The sequence below is a fragment of the Luteibacter sp. 621 genome (genome assembly GCF_050435445.1).
Classification (GTDB): domain Bacteria; phylum Pseudomonadota; class Gammaproteobacteria; order Xanthomonadales; family Rhodanobacteraceae; genus Luteibacter.
In genome coordinates, this window is record NZ_JBNDKI010000014.1 from 18,417 (window position 1) to 36,874 (window position 18,458).

The window sequence follows — 18,458 nt, forward strand, 5'->3', positions numbered from 1 at the left end:
GACCGCGCGGGTTAGCGCAAACATCCCGTCATGGAGCGCTTACAGCCACGTTCCCAAGCACTCGCCCTGGAACCCCGCGTCATGTTCGATGGCGCGGCGGCGGTAGCGGCGGATCACCAGCATGCGGCAGCCAGCCACGACCCCGCCGCGACGCCCGCGGCCGATACGGCGGCACGTGCAGCGCCGGTGACACAGGGTGATTCCTCCGCGCACGCCCAGGCGGCGAGCGCTCCGCGCACGCTGGATAGCCCGGCCGAAAAGGCCGACAGCGCAGCGCGACCCCTTGCCGTTGCCGCGGCGGCCGGCGCGGCACCCACGGTAACCCTTTCCGAAGGGGCGACCGATGCGTTGCTGGGTGGCAACGTGACGTTCAACGCGTCGTTCGATAACACCAGTGCGCAGGTGGGCTATGCGCCTTACATCGACCTCTTCCTGCCGGCGACCGGACGTGACGGGAACGACGGCCTGTCGTTCGTATCCGCGACCTACCTCGGCCAGGCGGTGAAGACCTTCACCGTGACCTTCGATGCGAACGGCAATGCCACGCACCCCCTCGCCCTGGATGCCAGCGGCAACGCGGTGATCCTGCACGCTGCGGATTACGGCATGCGCGCGGGCGACCAGGTCATCGTGGTCAGGTTGCCGTACGCGGATATCTCGGCGGACCAGCCGGCCGTGGATATCCAGATCACCGTGCACGTCAGCGACCTGGCGGACACCAGCTTCTCGGATGGATCGCCCGACCTCGTGTTGCGGGCACGAGGCGGGTTTGAGCTGGGCAACGATGCGGCAAGCAACCCGACCGTCGATCCCAGTGTGGTCGAAGGGCAATTGCACGATCTTTCCGTCCATCCTACGGTCGTGACGCTCACCCAGGCGCTGGATGTGCCGGACGGGAAGACCGTTACCGGTCCAAACTACGAGCGCAGCTTTACGCTGACGGCCACGGCCGCGCCGGGACAAAGCCTTTCCGATGTGGTGATCACGCAGGATATCCCTGTGGAGATGCGTGTCACCGCCATCACGCCGGGCGCGGGCGGCACGCTGGAATCCATCACGCTGCATGGTGGCCGCGTGCTCACCTCGCCGGCCGCGATCCAGGCAGCGCTCGCGGGTGGCGCTTCGATCGATGCCTTTACCGTGAGCTATGCCGCGCTCACTGGCGCGGTGGATACCACGGTGCGCTTCTACGTTCCGCAGGCGGATGCGAATGGCAACCCGGTGATCGACCCCACCACGGCAGCGCCGCATGAGGTGATCGTCGCTGGGGGCACCGCGACGGGCGAATGGCAGCCGCTTGACCCGCGTGATCGCCAGCCCGACGGCAGCCCGGTCGATCTCAGCGGCACGGGCACGGGCGGCCAGTTCCTCGTCGAGGCGGCGGCGCTCTACAAGCAGGTCGCGGTGCAGACCGATACCGGCACACCCGGGCCCACCCCGGGTGACACCCTCAGCTATACCGTTCAGGTCCAGCTCTCGGATTACTTCGCGCTTGGCCAGAATACGATCGGCGAAGGCCAGTTCACCGTGCGCGATGCGCTGGGCGATGGCCAGACCCTGGTTGGCACGCCCACCATGACAGTGTCGTTTGGTGGCGCGACATACACGGTGGGCGTGATCACGATCCGCACCACCAACGCCGATGGAAGCACGTCGCTCATCTTCGATATCGGGCAGTCGCTGCGTGCAGCGGGGCTGGCAACCGGTGCGCTTGCAGGTGACCTGGCCTTCGAGGATGTGCTGCAGGGAGCGACGCAACTGCAGATTACCTACCTGGCACTGGTTGGCCAGGCGTACACCACGCCTTACCGGCAGAGCGAGATCAACGAAGGCGACAGCGTGGGCAATAGCGCCACGCTCGGCGCCTCCGTGCTCGTGGATCCGGTGAACCTTTCCGGGGCCACCGTGACCGACCAGGATGCATCCGTGGCCACGGTGCCGACATCCACCGTGGATATCGAACTGGTATCGGTCAATGGCACGACGCCCGCTTCAGGCGACCTGCACCCCGGCGACGTGGTGACCTTCCAGCTCAGTTACGACCTGACCACCGGTGACTACGAGCAATTCCGGTTGACAGGCTACATGCCGTTGCCGCTGTTCGATGTATCCGGCGTGACCTGGACCCAGGGTACTGGCGTCGGCCAATGGCAGTTCGGTGCGGGCAATACGAACGGCGATACCAGCGTGACCGTGACCAGCGCGGCAGGCAACGCCGTGGTCTTTGATTTTGGTGACTACGCAACCAGTGCGATCGGCGGCAGCCGCATCGTCCTCACCTTCACCCTGCGCGTGGGCGACCAGGCCTTTGCCGACCAACGCTCACTCAGCGTGCTGGCGCAATCGGATCAGCTGACAACCGTCGCGGGCAATCACCTGATCTCGTCGGATGTGGCGCTGATCAGTTCGATCGCGGAGCCGGTCGTATCGATCGACCACGGTGTGGTGTCGACCACGCACGGGTCGGTCGATGGGAGTACCGGTACCTGGGCGGCGCCGGGAACCGGCGGGGTACCGTTCACCGGCACGATCACGGATGCGGCCGCGGTCGATGGCAATGTCAGTGGTATCGATGCCGGCGACCTGCTGCGCATGGCCACGGCTCTGGAGAATACCGGCGGTGGTGGTGCATTCGACGTGGTGACAATGATCGCGCTACCTACGGGCCTCCAGTTCGCGGGTGGCTCACTGGCTGCGGCGAACCTGGGTGTCTTCCGTGGTGACGGTACACAGCTGGTGCTGGGCGTGGATTACAGCGTGAACGGCAATACCATCACGTTCCTCGATGCCGGCGGCGTTGCCACGCTTGCCGCGGGGCGCCCAGGCACCGCGGCGGATAACAGCGGCGCCAACGTGATTGTCATCACTTACGATGTGGTCGTGGATGGCAACGTGCCGGCAAGCAGCACGCTGGGTAGCACGGCGACGCTTAGCAACTACGCCAGTGTCGACGGCGGTGCCGATTTCACGCCGGTGGATGCCACGGATACGGCGGTGGAGCAGGTCGCGGCCCCCTCGTTGAGCGTCGTTTACGCCGGCGGTACGCTGGATGACGGGGATTCCAGCGCGGCACATACGACCGGCAGTGATCTTGTCGTCGGCGAATCCATGCTTTACGACATCGTCGTGACCTTGCCTGAAGGCAGCACCGGCAGCCTTGATATCGATAGCCTGATTCCCGCCGGCATGCGCCTGGATACCTCCTTCAACGGCACCGGCTACGCCATCATCACGACGCGTAACGGCAGCCAGGCGCTGCTTGCTGATTTCAACGGCACGGTGACCCTGGCCAGCTTCAGCGGGATCGGCGGCATGCTGGGCGTGGATGGCATCAGCGGGCGCTTTACGTTCAGCGCGAGCCTGGCCGCGGGCGACAACAACGAGGCCAACAACCAGTTCGTTATCCGGGTGCGCCTGGTGGCGAGTAATACCCTGGATAACCAGGCCGGCCGTGTGCTGGAAGCGAATGCCCAACTCGATTACTCCGATCCGGATGGCGATGCCGTTGGCGGCACTGCCGTGGATCGGCAGGTCGGTGCAACAGGTACGCTGCCCGATGTGACCGTGCGGGAACCCACGCTCGTCATCGCGCAGACCGCGGGTCCCGTGCCGCAGATTGGCGTGGACGAGGGCGATACGCTCACCTACGAAATCACGCTTAGCAACGGCACCGGTGCCAGCGACTTCAACGCGTACGACATCACGTTCAGCGATACCTTGCCGACAACGTTGCAGAACATCGTGCTCCTGGGCGTCACGTATGCCGGTGGGGCGACACACGATGGCAGCAGCACGCCCGATGCCGGCTTCATCATCGTCAACGGGGTGCTACGCAACGCCGACGGATCCGCGATCGATATCCCCAAGGGCGGCAGCATCGTGCTGCGCTTCAGCGGGCAGGTCACCGCCGATGCCGTGAACGGAAACGCCATCGACAACACGGCGTCGGTTCGCTGGACCAGCCTGGATGGTGCGGATGCCGGTGAGCGCACCGGTGAGGACGGGACGCTGGGTAGCGGTGTGCTCAACGATTACCGCAGCGATGCCGTCAGTGTGGTTCCCGTTGCACGCGGCGTGTTCCTTTCCCGCGTTGGCGGCTTGGACAGCACCACGCCGGCGAACCCCACCAATGGCGACAGCGAAGACGTGGCGGTAGGCGAAGTGATTCGCTACCGCGCCGTTTCGGCCATCGGCGAAGGCACCACGGCGGACTACAACGTTTCGGTCACGCTGCAGAACGGCCTGTCGTTTATCGACGATGGCACGGTGCGGATCGCCTTTGTTTCCAACAACGGCATCACGACGACCGTGACGGCTCTGGTGACGGGCGGGACGCTGCAAATCTCCGGCAACGAGGATAGCGACGTCGCGCTTCCGCTGACCGCCAACCTGTCGAACGACACCCTCACCGGGGTGCTCAGCCGCGTGCAGTACGACGTGACGACGGATGCGCAAGGCAACACGGTGATCACGTTCCACCTCGGCACGCTCACCAACAGCGATTCGGATGCCGATCTCGAGGGTGTCGTCATCGAGTTCAACGCCCGCGTGGCCAACCAGGGGACGGTCATCGCGGGGACGCTGCTCGGGGCCACGGCGACGGAGCGGGCCGGCACCACGGTGCTGGCGACATCGACCACGATCCACGAGCGCGTCGTCGAAGCCTCGTTCGCTGGCCTGGACAAGCAGGTCACCGCGTTCGATCCGAACCCGGGTGGCACCACGGGGACGGCGGATGTCGCCATCCGCTTCACACAAGGCGGCAGCGCACCGGCTTATGACGTCCGCCTGGTGGATGCATTCCCTGGGGGTTCCGGCTATGCCTTCGATAGCATCACGATCAATGGCACGACCTACACGGATATCGCGGCCTTGCCGGCGGGCGTCCAGGTATCCGTGGACACGGCCAGCGGCGTGGTGGTGAGTTTCGACCGGATCGACCCGGGCACGACCGTGCAGGTGAACTACCACGTAGCCCTGCCGAATACCGTCACCACACCCGATAGCGATGCGACGCTGACCTGGAGCAGCCTGCCCGAGACCTTCACCTCGTACGCGGGCCCCACCGTCGGCGCCGATGGTGCGCCGGACGGGGAGCGCACGGGTAGCGGCGTGGGTCCCAACACGTACGTACGCACCGAGGGCGCGGGGCTGGGCATCATCCAGGGCACGCTATGGGACGACACGTTTAGCGCCACGCAGGACCCGACACCCGATGGCACGCCGCTGGCGGGGCAGGTGGTGACGCTGACCTGGGCCGGCCTGGATGGCGACCTTGCCACCACGGGCGACAACGCGGTGTTCACGACAACGACCGGGCTGGATGGCCGGTACACGTTCGGCGTGCTGCCTGCTGGCGTCTACCGGATCGATGTCCCAGCCGGCACGATCACTGACGCGACCCTGGGCGGGCTTCGCGTACGTATCGATAACGATGCGGCATCCCCCGTCGGCACCGTCGGTGTCACGCTGGGGGAGGCGGCGACAGGCGAGGCGGACGCCGGCTTCGTCCAGCAAAACGATGCCCCGGTAAATACGCTGCCCGGCGCGCAGGCCGGCCTGGAGGATACGCCGCTGGCCATCGCGCCCATCCGCGTCGGCGATATCGACGCCGGGGGCGGCACGCTGGATGTGGTGATCAGCGTACTGCACGGCACGATCACCGTAGGTACGTTGCCGCCCGGGCTGGTGGTGAGCGCCAATGGCACGGCGTCGGTCACGCTCAGTGGCACGCTGGATACGCTCAATGCCGCGCTGGCCAGCCTGGTCTACACCGGCGACGCCAACTACAACGGCACCGACACGCTCACCGTGCGGACCAGCGACCGTGGCAACACCGGTGACGCGAACGGCGATGGCATTCCGAGCCAGCCGGCGGATGCCCTGACCGATACCGATAGCGTGCAGATCACGCTGGCCGCCGTGAACGACACGCCCGTCGCCGTCGCCGATACCGATGATGCGACGGAAGCCGGCGGCAAGGCGAACGGCACACCGGGCGTCGATCCGGTGGGCAACGTCCTCGCCAACGACACCGACGTGGATATCGCGACGAACGCCGACGTGCTGCATGTCGCCAACGTACAGGCCGAGGGATCGAGCAGCCCGGTGGTGCCCGGCGCGGATACACCAGCCGTGATCACGGGGCGGTATGGCACGCTGTTCATGGCCGCAGATGGCAGTTACCGCTACGTCGTGGATAACGACAACGCCGCCGTGCAGGCACTGCGCCTGCAAGGGCAGGTGCTGGTCGATGTGTTCGATTACACCGTGGCGGATCTGGCCGGTGCGCAGAGTGCCTCTACGCTCACCATCACGATCCATGGCGCCAACGACACGCCGGTGGCGCAGGACGACACCGGCGTGGCAACCGAGGCGGGTGGCGTGGCGAACGCGACGCCCGGCGCTGATGGCACGGGGAATGTGCTTGATAACGATAGCGACGTGGATGGCGTGGCGTTGGGTGAGACGCGCGCGGTCACGGGCATTCGCGCCGGACCGGAGACGGATGTGGGGCCATTCACGAACGTCGCCGCGGGGACCGCGAGTGGCAATGGCACGTCCGTCGCCGGCTTGTACGGCACGCTGGTGATCGGTGCGGATGGTACGTGGCGGTACGTGGTCGATAACGGCAATGCCACCGTGCAGGGCCTTGTCGCCGGCCAGTCCTTGCAGGAGACCTTCAGTTATCGCGTGTCGGATGCGGGTGGCCTGAGCGATCTGGCGAATCTCGTGGTGACGATCCAGGGCGCCAACGATAACCCTGTCGCCAGCGATGACGTGGGGAATGCGCAGGCCGGTTCGGATGACGGCACCACGGCCGAGGTGCCAGCCACGGGCGACGTGTTGCATGTGGCGAGCCGCCCGGGCACGCCGACGCAGCCGGGCGGTAATGGCATCGACACCGATGTGGACCTTCCGGATCAGGTGCCCGGCGCGCTCACGGTGACACACATCGGCATGGGCAGCGAAAGCGCGCCGGCCGCGTGGTCGGATGTTGCGGCAGGTACTTCGTCTGCCAACGGAACGCTCATTGCCGGGCTGTACGGCACCCTGCGCATCGGCGCCGATGGCACGTACAGCTACGATGTCGACAGCGCCAATCCAACGGTCAAGGCGCTGCCCCCAGGCGGCACGATCACGGACACGTTCACCTATGAAGTGACCGACACACGAGGGCTCACGGATCGCGCGCAACTGGTGATCACCGTTCGCGGCGCGAACGACGCCCCGTCGCCCGTCAACGACAACGCCGATGCGATCGAGGCAGGGGGTGTGGCGAACGGCACGCCAGGGCTTGATCCGGTGGGCAATGTGCTCGGCAACGACAGCGACCCGGATCCCGGCGATACGCTGGTCGTGACCCAGCTGGCGCATGGCGCCACATCTGTAGCAGCGGGCATCAGCCTTGCAGGCGACTTTGGCACGCTGACGCTCGGTGCCGATGGCAACTACCACTACGTGGTCGATAACAGCAACGGGCTGGTGCAGGCATTACGGCTCGATAGCGATCATCTGACGGATACGTTTACTTACACGGTGCGTGATAGCGCGGGATCGACCAGCACCGCCACGCTGACGGTCACGATCCATGGGCGCAACGACGCACCGGTTGGCGTCGATGACTCAGCGGCCGCGGACGAAGCGGGCGGCACCGCGAACACCGAGCCCGGGACGGACCCTGGTGGCAACGTGCTGGCCAACGATACTGACGTGGACGCCGGTGATTCGCACGTCGTCGCCGGCGTGCGTGCCGGCGCGGAAACCGCGGGAGGCGCATTCACCGGCATACAGGGGCCTACCCAGGTCGCCGGGCTGTACGGCACGCTGCTGATGTCGGCGGATGGCATTTGGCACTACAGCGTGGATAACGCGCTCGCTATCGTGCAGGCGCTGCGGCCGGGACAGCAGCTGCAGGAAGCGTTTACGTACCAGCTGCGTGACCAGCAGGGCGCGGTCGATACCGCGCAACTCACCGTCACCATCGATGGCGCGTGGGATGCACCGGTGGCCAATAATGATTTTGCCTACGCCGTGGCGGCGAATCACGGGGGCACCGGGCGCGATCCGACCGGCACGGTGCTGGCGAACGACACCGATGTCGATGCGCAGGACCAGCTCGCCGTGACGGGCGTACGTAGCGGCAACGAGGGCGCGGGCGGCGCCATCGCCAGCGTCACGCCTGGCACCGGCATGGCCGACGGAACGGTCGTGGTAGGGCTGTACGGCACATTGCGCCTCGGCGCTGATGGTACCTACCAGTACCTCGTCGATGGATCCAATCCCGTGCTGCAGGCGCTGGGGCCGGCGCAATTCGTCACCGAGGTCTTCACCTATCGCGTCGGTGATCTTGGCGGCCTCACCGACCTGGGCCAGCTCACGATCGTGGTGCGCGGCCAGAACGCGGCACCCACGCCACATGGCGACACCGGCACCGCGGTGGAAGCGGGCGGTGTCGACAATACGACGCCCGGCGCGGACCCTGGCGGTAACGTGCTGGCAAACGACACGGATATCGAAGGCGATGCCCTCACCGTGACGGCGGTGCGTACCGGCGGTCTGACTGACACTGGCCGTACCGGTGCGATCGGCGCGACGCTGCGCGGGCAGTACGGTGACCTGACCCTGGGCGCCGACGGAACGTGGCACTACACGCTGGATAACAACCTTGCGGCGGTACAGGCACTACGCACCGCCGGGCAGCACCTGGTGGATACCTTCACGTATACGGTGACCGATTTCTGGGGCGCTTCCGCCACGGCGGAACTGGTGGTCACAATCGATGGCAGTAACGACACCCCGGTGGCGCACGACGACACCGCCATCGCCGTGGAAGCGGGCGGTATCGCGAACCACACACCCGGCGTATCGCCTTCGGGCAACGTGCTTGATAACGATACCGACGTGGATGGCGTGGCTTATGGCGAGTCACGCAGCGTCGTCGCCTTTGCAAGCCAGGAGGGTGCCGGTGCGCAGGCGGGCCAGCGCCTGGCGGGACGCTACGGCTGGCTTACCCTGCAAGCCGATGGCTCGTATGTGTACGAGGTTGATAACGATAACGCCGCGGTGCAGGCGTTGCGGACGAGCGCGGAAACACTGGGTGACTCCTTCACGTACACCATGCGTGATGCGGCGGGCGCCATATCGGTCGCGCACCTGGCGATAACGATCCGCGGGGCCAACGACAACCCGGTCGCAGTCGATGACCACGGCATCGCCGATGACCAGGTGCCCGCGCCGCAAACCCGCGGTAACGTGCTCGATAACGATAGCGACGTCGATGGGGGGGATGCACGGCAGGTGGTCACGGTGCATGCCGGTGGCAACGATGCTACGGGCGCCTCGGTCACCGCCGGGCAAGCGTTGGCCGGGCGGTACGGTACCCTCGTGCTGCAGGCCGATGGCAGTTACACCTACACCATCGACATGACCAACGCGGAGGTCCTTGCCGCCGCGGGGCTGGGCCGTGTGTTGAGCGATACGTTTACCTACACGGCGCGCGACCTGGCCGGTGCCGATGCCCAGGCGGTACTGACGATCGAACTGGATATCGCCGCACCGTATATCCCGCCGCCATTCCATCCGGTGTTCGGACCCATCGGTCCGAATCCCGGGCAGGCGCTCTCTGCGATCTTCGGCGGGCAGGGCCTCCCGGATGTGCAGCCCATCGTCTATGTGGGCCCCGCCGTCGAACGCGATGCGATCGTCCAGGGCGTGACCATGCCCGATACCGCTGGCAGCTTCGTGGCATTGCGCGTCACGCGGGAGCGGAGCGCGTCCATCGGCGCCGGGCTGGGCAGCGTCGATGGCCAGTACGTAGGGCAGGCAGTGCGGCAGAGCCAGTTGCGCAGCGATGTTGATCTCGCGCGGTTCCTCAGCCGCCACGGACGGGTAAGCCTGAGTGCGGATGGCTTGCTCTCGGATCCGTCGCTGTTTGCACGCACGCCTGACGGGCTGCTTGGCCGGGACGTCGCCTGGCCGACCCAGGCAGCGAAGAACACCGCGGAAGGCTTCCAACGGCAACTCAAGGAGGCGGCGCGTGCGCGACAGTCCTTTACCCATTGATGAGCGCGCTACGTTCAGCCTGGTCCATTGTCAGCAACGGCTGGCGCTGGTCCTGGCGCTCGCCATCGCCGTGTTCGCGGCCGGCTGCGCGGGCACGAAGCCCCGGCCCTACACCGAGGACGATGTGAAGGCGCGCGTCGCGGCCGACCAGCAGGCAATGTACGCCGGCCAGGAACCCGTGACGGGACCCATCACCTTCTACGAGGCCGCGGCCAGGGCACTCAAGTACAACCTGGATTACCGGCTGAAGCTGATGGAAAGCGCGCTGGCGTCGGACCTGCGCGATGTGTCCAGCCACGAAATGCTCCCGCGCCTGGTCGCATCGGCGGGTTATGTGGATCGCAGCAACGATTCCGGCGGTACCTCGATCGGCATCGAGGACCGCCAGGAAAGCCTGCGCGCATCGACCTCCGAGGAACGTTATCGCATCCTGGATAGCCTGGGCCTTACCTGGAGCCTGCTGGATTTTGGCGTGGCGTACTACCGCACGCAGCAAAAGGCCGACCAGATCCAGATGGCGGAAGAACGCCGTCGCAAGGTGGCGCAGAACGTGCTGCAGGATGTGCGCAACGCCTACTGGCGGGCGCTGGGTGCGCAGCGTTTGCTTCCGGAAGTGGATGGCTTGCTGGCGCGGACGAAACAGGCATTGGCCAACGCGCGTGAAGCGGAGACCAAGGGCCTGGCGCCACGCGAGCAGGTGCTCGCTTACCAGCGTTCCCTGCTCGATGCCGTGTACCTGTTAACCGAGCGCCGCCAGGACCTGGAGTTCGCCCAGGCCGAGCTTGCGGCATTGATGTCGCTGCCACCCGGCTCACGCATGGAACTGGCCGATTCGCCAGACGCGCCGCTGCCGGCGGCAGTGGCCGATACCGCGCAGCTGGAGCAGGTCGCGCTTGAACAACGGCCCGAGATCATGGAGGAGTGGTATCGCAAGCGCGTGGACATGAACGACCTGGCGATCGCCAAGGCGCAGCTGTGGCCGAACGTCAGCATCACTGCCTCGGCGCAATACGACTCCAACAAGTACCTTTATAACAACCACTGGTCAGAGACCGGGCTGCAGGTATCGATCAACCTGCTGCGCCTGCTGCAGCTTCCGTCGCTTAATCGCGCACAGGCTTCGCAGGAACAGGCCAGCGATATGCGCCGTGTCGCCTTGTCGATGGCCGTGCTCACCCAGGTGCGCGTGGGCGTGCTGCGCTACGACCTGGCGCGCCAGGAAATGTCCTTCGCGGAAGAAAGCCTCCGTGTGGATGGCCGCCTTTACGACTATGCGAAGGCGGCGCGTGGCACGGCGCTGGGTTCGGAGCTGGAAGTCATTCGAGCGGAAGGACGCTATTTGCTTTCACGCTACCAACGCGAAGCGGCGTACGCCGACGCGCAAGCCGCGTGGGGCCGTCTGTATAACTCGGTCGGCCTCGACGTGTTTCCCGACGAGATCCGCAGCCACGACGTAAAGACGGTCGCGGCCGCTATCCAGCAGACCATGGCGCGCTACGAGCGCAGCGATGTCCTCCAGTCACCTGCGGAGAACCCCGGTGCGCCTGCCTCGCCGTGAATCCACCTGGGCGTGGCCCGTGCTAACGCTACTCGGCTTCGCGGCCCTGGCTCCGGCGGCCGATGTGCCGCCCCCGGCGCCCGGCGATATCCGTGTGCTGGTCACGGCGGCGCTCGAGACCACGCTTTCCTCGCAGATGAATGGCACGCTGGGCGACCTGCATGCATCGCTGGGTACACGGGTGGAGAAGCGCGCGTTGCTCGCGCAGTTCGATTGTGCCGAAGCGCAGGCGCGGGCCAAAGTTGCGGTCGCTGAACTGGGCATGGCGCGGCAGAGCCTTACCGCCAAGCAGGGTATGCGCAAGCTGAATGCCGTGGGTGATGTGGAGGTCGCCCAGGCCGAGACCGACGTGGAGAAAGCCACGGGTGCGCGCAGCCTCGCCGTCACCCAGGCCGGGTACTGCCAGGTGCGTGCGCCATTCGCCGCACGCATCGCCAAGGTGTACGTCAAACCTTTCCAGACCGTGGCGGAAGGTACGCCGCTATTCGACCTGGTCAGCGACGGTGACCTCAAGATCCGGCTCAACGTGCCGTCGCCATGGCTGGCGCGGCTGAAGGAGGACATGCCGATCCAGGTGCGCCTGCTGGAGACCGGCAAGACCTATCCAGCGCACATTAGTGCGATCAATGCGCGGGTCGATGCCGTGGCACAGACCATCGAACTGGAAGCCCGCTTCGACGAAGCGCATGCCGACGTTCGCCCGGGCATGAGTGGTGTCGCCCAGCTACCCGGCACCCCGCCATGACCGCGCCGCTATCGCCAGCGCGCCTGCTGTTCGATCTGGATACCCTGCGCGACCACGCCATGGACGCGGAAACCCTCAACGCGCTGGCCTTCGTCATGGCCAACGAGTTGTACCCGCTGCTGGCGTTTCGGCAGGCACTTGTCTTTGAGTGCCGCGGCGACGCCTGGACGATGCGGTGTGTGTCGGGCCTGGCCACGCCGACGGAAGACTCACCGTATCTCGTGTGGCTGGGCCCCGCGATGCGCTGGCTTTCCACGCAGGTGGCCGATGCCCGGCCCACCTGGGTAGCGAGGGATGCGGTAAGCGCGCCGCCCCGTATCGACGAAGGCTGGCGTGAGTGGTGGCCCGCGGGAGCGTACGCGGTGCCCATGCAGGCGCGTGATGGTTCGCGCCTGGGCATGCTGGTGTTCCTGCTTGAGGCCCCGCCACCCGCGCCATTGCCCGATGTGCTTCACGGGCTCTGGCGTACCTTTGCTTATTGTTGGGAAACGCTATCGGGAAAGCGCCGGCGCGGGCGCCGCTTTTCGCGCCGGCAGTGGTCCATCGTGGCGGCCTTGCTCGCGGTGCTGATGCTGGTGCCGGTCAGGCAAACCGCCCTGGCGCCGGCCGAGATCGTTTCGCGCGAGGCAGAGGTGGTGAGTGCACCGATCGATGGCGTGGTAGCGCGCATGCTGGTGCGGCCCAACCAGCCGGTCACGGCGGGAATGCCACTCTTCGCGCTTGACGAGACGACCCTGCGCAGCCGCGCCACGGTGCTGTCACGCGAGGTGGATGTGGCCGATGCGGAACTCGCCGCGGCCACCCAGCAGGCGTTCGATAGCCCGCAAAGCAAGAGCCAGCTTACGTTGCTGCAAGGCCGCGCCCAGCAGCGGCGAGCGGAACTGGAGGAAGTCACGGCGCAGCTGCAACGTACCCGCGCGCTGGCACCCCGCGCGGGCGTGGCCGTGTATGCCGATCCCAACGACTGGATCGGCCGGCCCGTGACCACGGGCGAGCGCGTGCTGCAAGTCGCCGATCCATCGCGGCCTGGCGTGCTCGTTCAACTGCCGGTCGCCGACGCGATCTCGCTTGAGCCGGGCGCGCGGATCACGCTGTATCTATCGGCATATCCGCTTTCGCCGTTGCACGGGCACATCGTCGAGACCAGCTACGAGGCGCGGCCCAGCGACGACAGTGTCGTGTCGTACCGCTTGCTGGCCAGTATCGACGACATACCGTTGCCCGCGCACGCCCGGCTTGGATTGCACGGCACGGCCAAACTCTATGGCCAGCGCGTGGTGCTCGGTTATTACCTGCTGCGGCGACCGCTGGCCGCGCTGCGCGCATGGACGGGCTGGTGATGGATCCGCTGGCCGACCTGCCGCTGCCACCCCTGCGCGACGACCTGAGCCTGAGCGAGGCGGCCAGTGGCGTGAGTGGCGAGCCGGCGTGGATGATCCTCGACCCGGTCGTCAACCGGTTTTATCGGATCGGCTGGCTGGAATTCGAATGCCTCGTGCGCTGGGGTGCTTCGGCGCGTGCCGTGGCCGAGCGCGTTGCCCGCGAGACGGCGCTTGCGGTCGACGCACGCCAGGTGGATGCATTGCGCCGATTCCTGGAAAGCCATCAATTGTTGCGTCCCGGCCATGAGGCGGTCCGCCGTATGGCGGCATCGAGCGAGGGCGTGCAGTGGCTCACCTGGCGCTGGTGGCTGCACCACTACCTGTTTTTCCGTGTTCCGCTGGTTCGTCCGGGCCAGCCGCTGCGCTGGCTGGCCGCACGGTTGGGCTGGCTGTTCACCCCGTGGGTTGCCATCGCCGTGGTGGTGGCCACGCTCACCGGGCTGGTCATGGTGGCCCACCAGTGGGACACGTTTCGCGCCGCGGTAGCGGATGCCTTCTCCGCCGAAGGCATCCTGGGTTTCGCCGGCGCCTTGATCATCGGCAAGACGATGCACGAGCTTGGCCACGCGATCGTCGCGACGCGCCTTGGCTTGCGCGTCGCGCACATGGGCGTGGCCTTCGTGGTGATGTGGCCCATGCTTTACACCGATACCAGCGAGGCGTGGAAGCTGCCCACGGCACGACAACGGCTGGCGGTGGCCGGTGCGGGCATCGTGACCGAACTGGCCCTGGCGGGGCTGGCCACGCTCGGCTGGGCATTGTGCGAACCGGGTGCGCTGCGCAGCGGCCTGCTCTACCTTGCCACCACCGGCTGGGTGCTTTCGCTCACGCTCAACGCCAGTCCGTTCACCCGGTTCGACGGCTATTTCATTCTCTCCGACCTGCTCGATGTGCCGAACCTGCACGATCGCTCGTCGGCGCTGGCGCGCACCGCCTTGCGCCGTAGCATCCTTGGCCTGGACGAGCCGTGGCCGGAACCTTTTCCTGCACGGCGCCGGCGCCTGCTCATCGGGTTTGCCTTCGTCACCTGGGTGTATCGATTCGCGCTGTTCCTGGCCATTGCCGTGGCCGTCTACCTCATGGTGTTCAAGGCGCTGGGCATCGTGCTATTCGCCGTGGAGGTCACGTGGTTCATCGCCCGCCCAATCACCACCGAACTTCGCTACTGGTGGCTGCAGCGGAAGCGGATCGGGCGGCGCCGCTACCGGATCGCCGCTGTCGTGGCCTTGCTGGCGTGCGTGGCGCTGGTGGTGCCCTGGAATACCCACGTGCCGGCCTACGGGGTGGCACGCACCGCCCAGCAGCTGAAAGTATTCGCACCCTTCCCGGCGCGCCTGGTGTCGGTGCACCCCGTGGGCCGCGTCGCGAAGGGCGAGCCGCTCGTGGTGCTGGACCAGCCGGAGATCGGCTTGCGCCTTACCAGCAGCGAGGCGGGCGCGGCCGTGCTGGAAGCGCAGCTCAGCGGGCTCATGGCGTCACCTGACGGCTCGAGCGAACGCGCGCCCGTGCTTCAACGACTTGGCGTGCAGGTGGATGAAGCCCAGGCGGCGAGGGCGGAGATCAGGCGCATGACGCTTATCGCGCCGTTCGCGGGTCGCTGGCTCGACGTGAACCCGGAATGGCGTGGCGGGCAGTGGGTAGGGACACGACTGCCGCTCGGGGTGCTGGTCGATAGCAGTCACTGGGAGGTCGATGCCTACGTCAGGCAGGATGACGTGCAGCGGATTCGCGATGGCGCCCATGCGACGTTTTATCCCGAGGGTGAGTTCTCGCCGATCGCGGGCGTGGTCCGGTCCATCGCCAGTACGCGCGTCTCATCGCTGGCGCAGCCCATGCTGTCGGCGCGCTACGGCGGCCCGCTGGCGACGTCGCGTGATAACGACAAGCTGGTGCCGACCGTGCCTGTGTTCCACGTGGTCGTCGCGCTGGAAGGCGCACCGCCGACCGATCGTGAATGGCGCGGGCGCCTGCAGATCGAGGGGGAACGTCGCAGCCTGCTCAGTGAGGGCGTGACGCGCGTGGCGGCCGCCTTCCTCCGTGAAAGCGGCTTCTGAACATTGCCCTGGCTAATCGAACGTCACGGCGATGCCAAGGGATACGCCATGGACGTTCTGGCCGTAAACGTAACGAACGACCGCCCGTGTGCGCGATATCCATAGTGGGTTGTACTTGCTGCTATCCAGCTCTACGCCCACGCCGAACGAGGTGAGGTGGTTGATGCCGACAACGTCGGTCTCGTCGCCAAGATAGGTGGTATGGGCGAGCTCCAGTACGTAGCGGAACGGCCTTCCCAGCGCGTGCCAGTCATCGATCGGTGCGCGCCAGCGTGCCCACAGGCTTGCGTTCTGGTTGCGGGCATGGCCGCTGACGGCGCGGTATGAGTTGTTGACACTGTGCAGTTCGATATCCGTATAGCGCAGCTCCACGTCGATCTCGTGCTTCGGCTGGTAGTTCTCGTAATCCAGCATGACCGATCCACCCATGCCGGCCGCATCGAGATGCCCGCGGGCAAGGAAATCGAGGTTGATGTCGGTACGGTTCGTGACCACCTGGCTACCGATCGAAATGTCGCTGCGCAGGCGACCGTAGCTGCCGTTAAGGATGGGGCGAAACACGAGATGCTGGGACAGGCGGAAATCCCAGCCGATGCCGACGGTGGCGACCGCACTGTTCCACTTTGTGGGGATCTCCCGCGATTCAGCGCCCTGCGTTGCAACGAACTTGGGATCGTAGCGCGCCCAGCCCAGCGTGCCTTCCATGTACAGCGGCACGCTATCGCTGATCGTGAAGCCACCGCCCAACGAGGTGTTGTTGAACGATGGATTACCGGTGGCGGTGTTCCTGATCGACAGCGCGCCGGAGGTGACATCGGGCGTTTGCGAGTAGCCCATCAGTGCCATGACACCGTGTGCGCGTTTTTGCAGGCGTGCCTGGGCCGCATTGACAAGCTGCCCATCAGCGGCGGCGGCCGTCGTCGCCGCGACCAGGCCAAGGGCTAGCCCGACGCAGGCGCGGGCTAATCCGGGATCACGGTTCATCCTGGCGCACCTCCGCGGGCGGCGCGGGCGGTTCATGCCATTGCCCGGCAGGCACCCACACTTTGTCATGGGGCTGGTGGTGGAAGTGCGGCGACATGATCTGGACGCCGAACTCGTTAAAGGCATCGATGATGTTGCGGTTCAACGCGGATTCGGTCTTCAGGTGCTGCGAGGGCTGCAGCGTGGCGACATTGAGCTGGTACTCGATGTAGTAGTCCGACAGCGATGTTTGCAGGACGAACGGCCGTTGCGTCGCGAGCAGGCCTTGGGTGCGCGACGCGGCAAGCTCCAGCAAGGCCACGACCTGCCGCCATGGCGTGTCGTATCCGATCGTCACCGACGTCGTCAGCAACAGCCCGTCCTTGCCGGTCTGCCGGGTCAGGTTCTGCAACGATGACGATGAGAGCACCGAGTTCGGTACCGTGATCTCTTCCCGCTTTCGCGTGATCAGCTTCAGCGACAGTGCGCCAAGGGTCAGCACCGTGCCCTCGTGGTCGCCGACACGGATGAAATCACCTGCGCGCACGGCCCGGGAGTAGAGGACCACCAGTCCACTCATCACCTGGTTCACGATGCCTGCGGATCCTAGTGAAAGCATGAGGCCAAGGAACACGCTGACGCCCTTGAAGGCATCGGTATGGGCACCCGGAATATAGGGGTAGGCGACGATCAGGGCGAATAACCAGATGAAGAACCCGACAAGGCGCCGCGTCACAGCGGCGGTGGGTGCCTCCAGCCAGCTGACCTGCACCGTTCCTGCCTCCACTGCGCGGAACCAGGCCCCCACGATGCGAACCAGGCCACGGGTGACCAGGAAGATCACGATGAGTGTGATGAGGTTGGGGATCTGGCCTACGAAGGCCGTGGCGACGCCCGTGCCCACATCGACGAGGTAGCCGCCGAGCCGGGTGCCCCATGGCCGGCTGTACGGAAACTGCCGCAACACGAAGCTTAGCCACAGATAGCCGGCGAACAGGACGAGCAGCAGGTGGATGAGCCCGGCGGTCCGGCGGAGCAGCGACCACATCACCGGGCGCAGGTCGTAGCCGCCAAACGTCAGCTTCAGCCTGGCCTGGGCGATACGGATCAACATGGCCTGCACCTGGCGGTTGATCCAGCCAAGCCCCCAGCCGATCAGCACCAGTGCGATGGTCGCCACGATGGAGAGCGCGATGGCCCACGCGAGTTCCTGTGGGCGCCGGGCTTCGGCGCGTTCGGCCAACACGGCGCGCAGGCGATCCAGTGCCTCGTTCGCCGCGCGTTCGATGGTTGGCCGGTCATCGCTGTCCACATCGCCAGGCAATACGGCGAACAGCACCAGGTTGTTTCCACGCACGACCGCGCCGTGGTCCGCGCCGACCTCGGTCCAGCCCACGGTGAGCCCATCGGCGCGCAACGTATCCAGCACGCCGTTGATGCGCAGGCTCGCGGCGCGTGCCCGTTCATCCGGCGGCGTGCCGCGGAATGGTGCGTGCAGATCGATGATCTTCCGGTTCCACACCATAAGCGGTGCCGCGGGTGGTTGTTCAACCGACGCGGCCGACGATGCGGCGGCGGGCGCGGCTGAGGCGGCTTGGGCCGGTTCTTGCGCAAGCGCGCCCGGCGCCGCGATCACCAGGATCAGTAGCGTGAACCATGCAGCGGTACGAGCGCGGAGCATCGTCATGCGC

The 18,458-nt window shown here is 66.2% G+C and carries 7 protein-coding genes; 5 read left to right on the forward strand and 2 right to left on the reverse strand.

The annotated features are described in order from the left end of the window. Window positions 1-81 precede the first annotated feature (81 nt). Genes ABIE56_RS15075 through ABIE56_RS15095 form a run of 5 tightly spaced genes read left to right on the forward strand, consistent with a single transcriptional unit; the run spans window position 82 to window position 15,804 of the window. Window positions 82-10,065, forward strand: coding sequence for a VCBS domain-containing protein (locus ABIE56_RS15075; RefSeq protein WP_429244604.1), 9,984 nt, complete (start codon window positions 82-84; stop codon window positions 10,063-10,065). Next, window positions 10,040-11,623 carry a TolC family protein gene (locus ABIE56_RS15080; RefSeq protein ID WP_429244605.1) on the forward strand — a complete coding sequence of 528 codons (1,584 nt, stop codon included), beginning with the start codon at window positions 10,040-10,042 and terminating at the stop codon, window positions 11,621-11,623. Before ABIE56_RS15075 ends, ABIE56_RS15080 begins: the two co-directional genes overlap by 26 nt. Continuing rightward, the gene (locus ABIE56_RS15085; RefSeq protein ID WP_429244606.1) at window positions 11,604-12,368 is read left to right on the forward strand and encodes an efflux RND transporter periplasmic adaptor subunit; all 765 of its coding nucleotides are present in this window, start codon (window positions 11,604-11,606) and stop codon (window positions 12,366-12,368) included. Before ABIE56_RS15080 ends, ABIE56_RS15085 begins: the two co-directional genes overlap by 20 nt. Then, a complete protein-coding gene (locus ABIE56_RS15090) occupies window positions 12,365-13,708 on the forward strand; it encodes an efflux RND transporter periplasmic adaptor subunit (protein WP_429244607.1) in 1,344 nt (447 codons plus the stop codon). The genes ABIE56_RS15085 and ABIE56_RS15090 overlap by 4 nt, the downstream gene beginning before the upstream one ends. After that, window positions 13,708-15,804 (forward strand): HlyD family efflux transporter periplasmic adaptor subunit, encoded by a 2,097-nt coding sequence (locus ABIE56_RS15095; RefSeq protein ID WP_429244687.1) that lies wholly within the window; start codon window positions 13,708-13,710, stop codon window positions 15,802-15,804. The genes ABIE56_RS15090 and ABIE56_RS15095 overlap by 1 nt, the downstream gene beginning before the upstream one ends. 12 nt (window positions 15,805-15,816) lie before the next feature. On the opposite strand, the gene ABIE56_RS15100 is transcribed toward ABIE56_RS15095, so the two are convergent. Both ABIE56_RS15100 and ABIE56_RS15105 read right to left on the reverse strand, forming a co-directional pair. Further along, window positions 15,817-16,788, reverse strand: a complete 972-nt coding sequence (locus tag ABIE56_RS15100; protein ID WP_429244608.1) for a hypothetical protein — start codon at window positions 16,786-16,788, stop codon at window positions 15,817-15,819. Beyond that, window positions 16,778-18,454, reverse strand: coding sequence for a mechanosensitive ion channel family protein (locus ABIE56_RS15105; RefSeq protein ID WP_429244609.1), 1,677 nt, complete (start codon window positions 18,452-18,454; stop codon window positions 16,778-16,780). The genes ABIE56_RS15100 and ABIE56_RS15105 overlap by 11 nt, the downstream gene beginning before the upstream one ends. Window positions 18,455-18,458 lie beyond the last annotated feature (4 nt).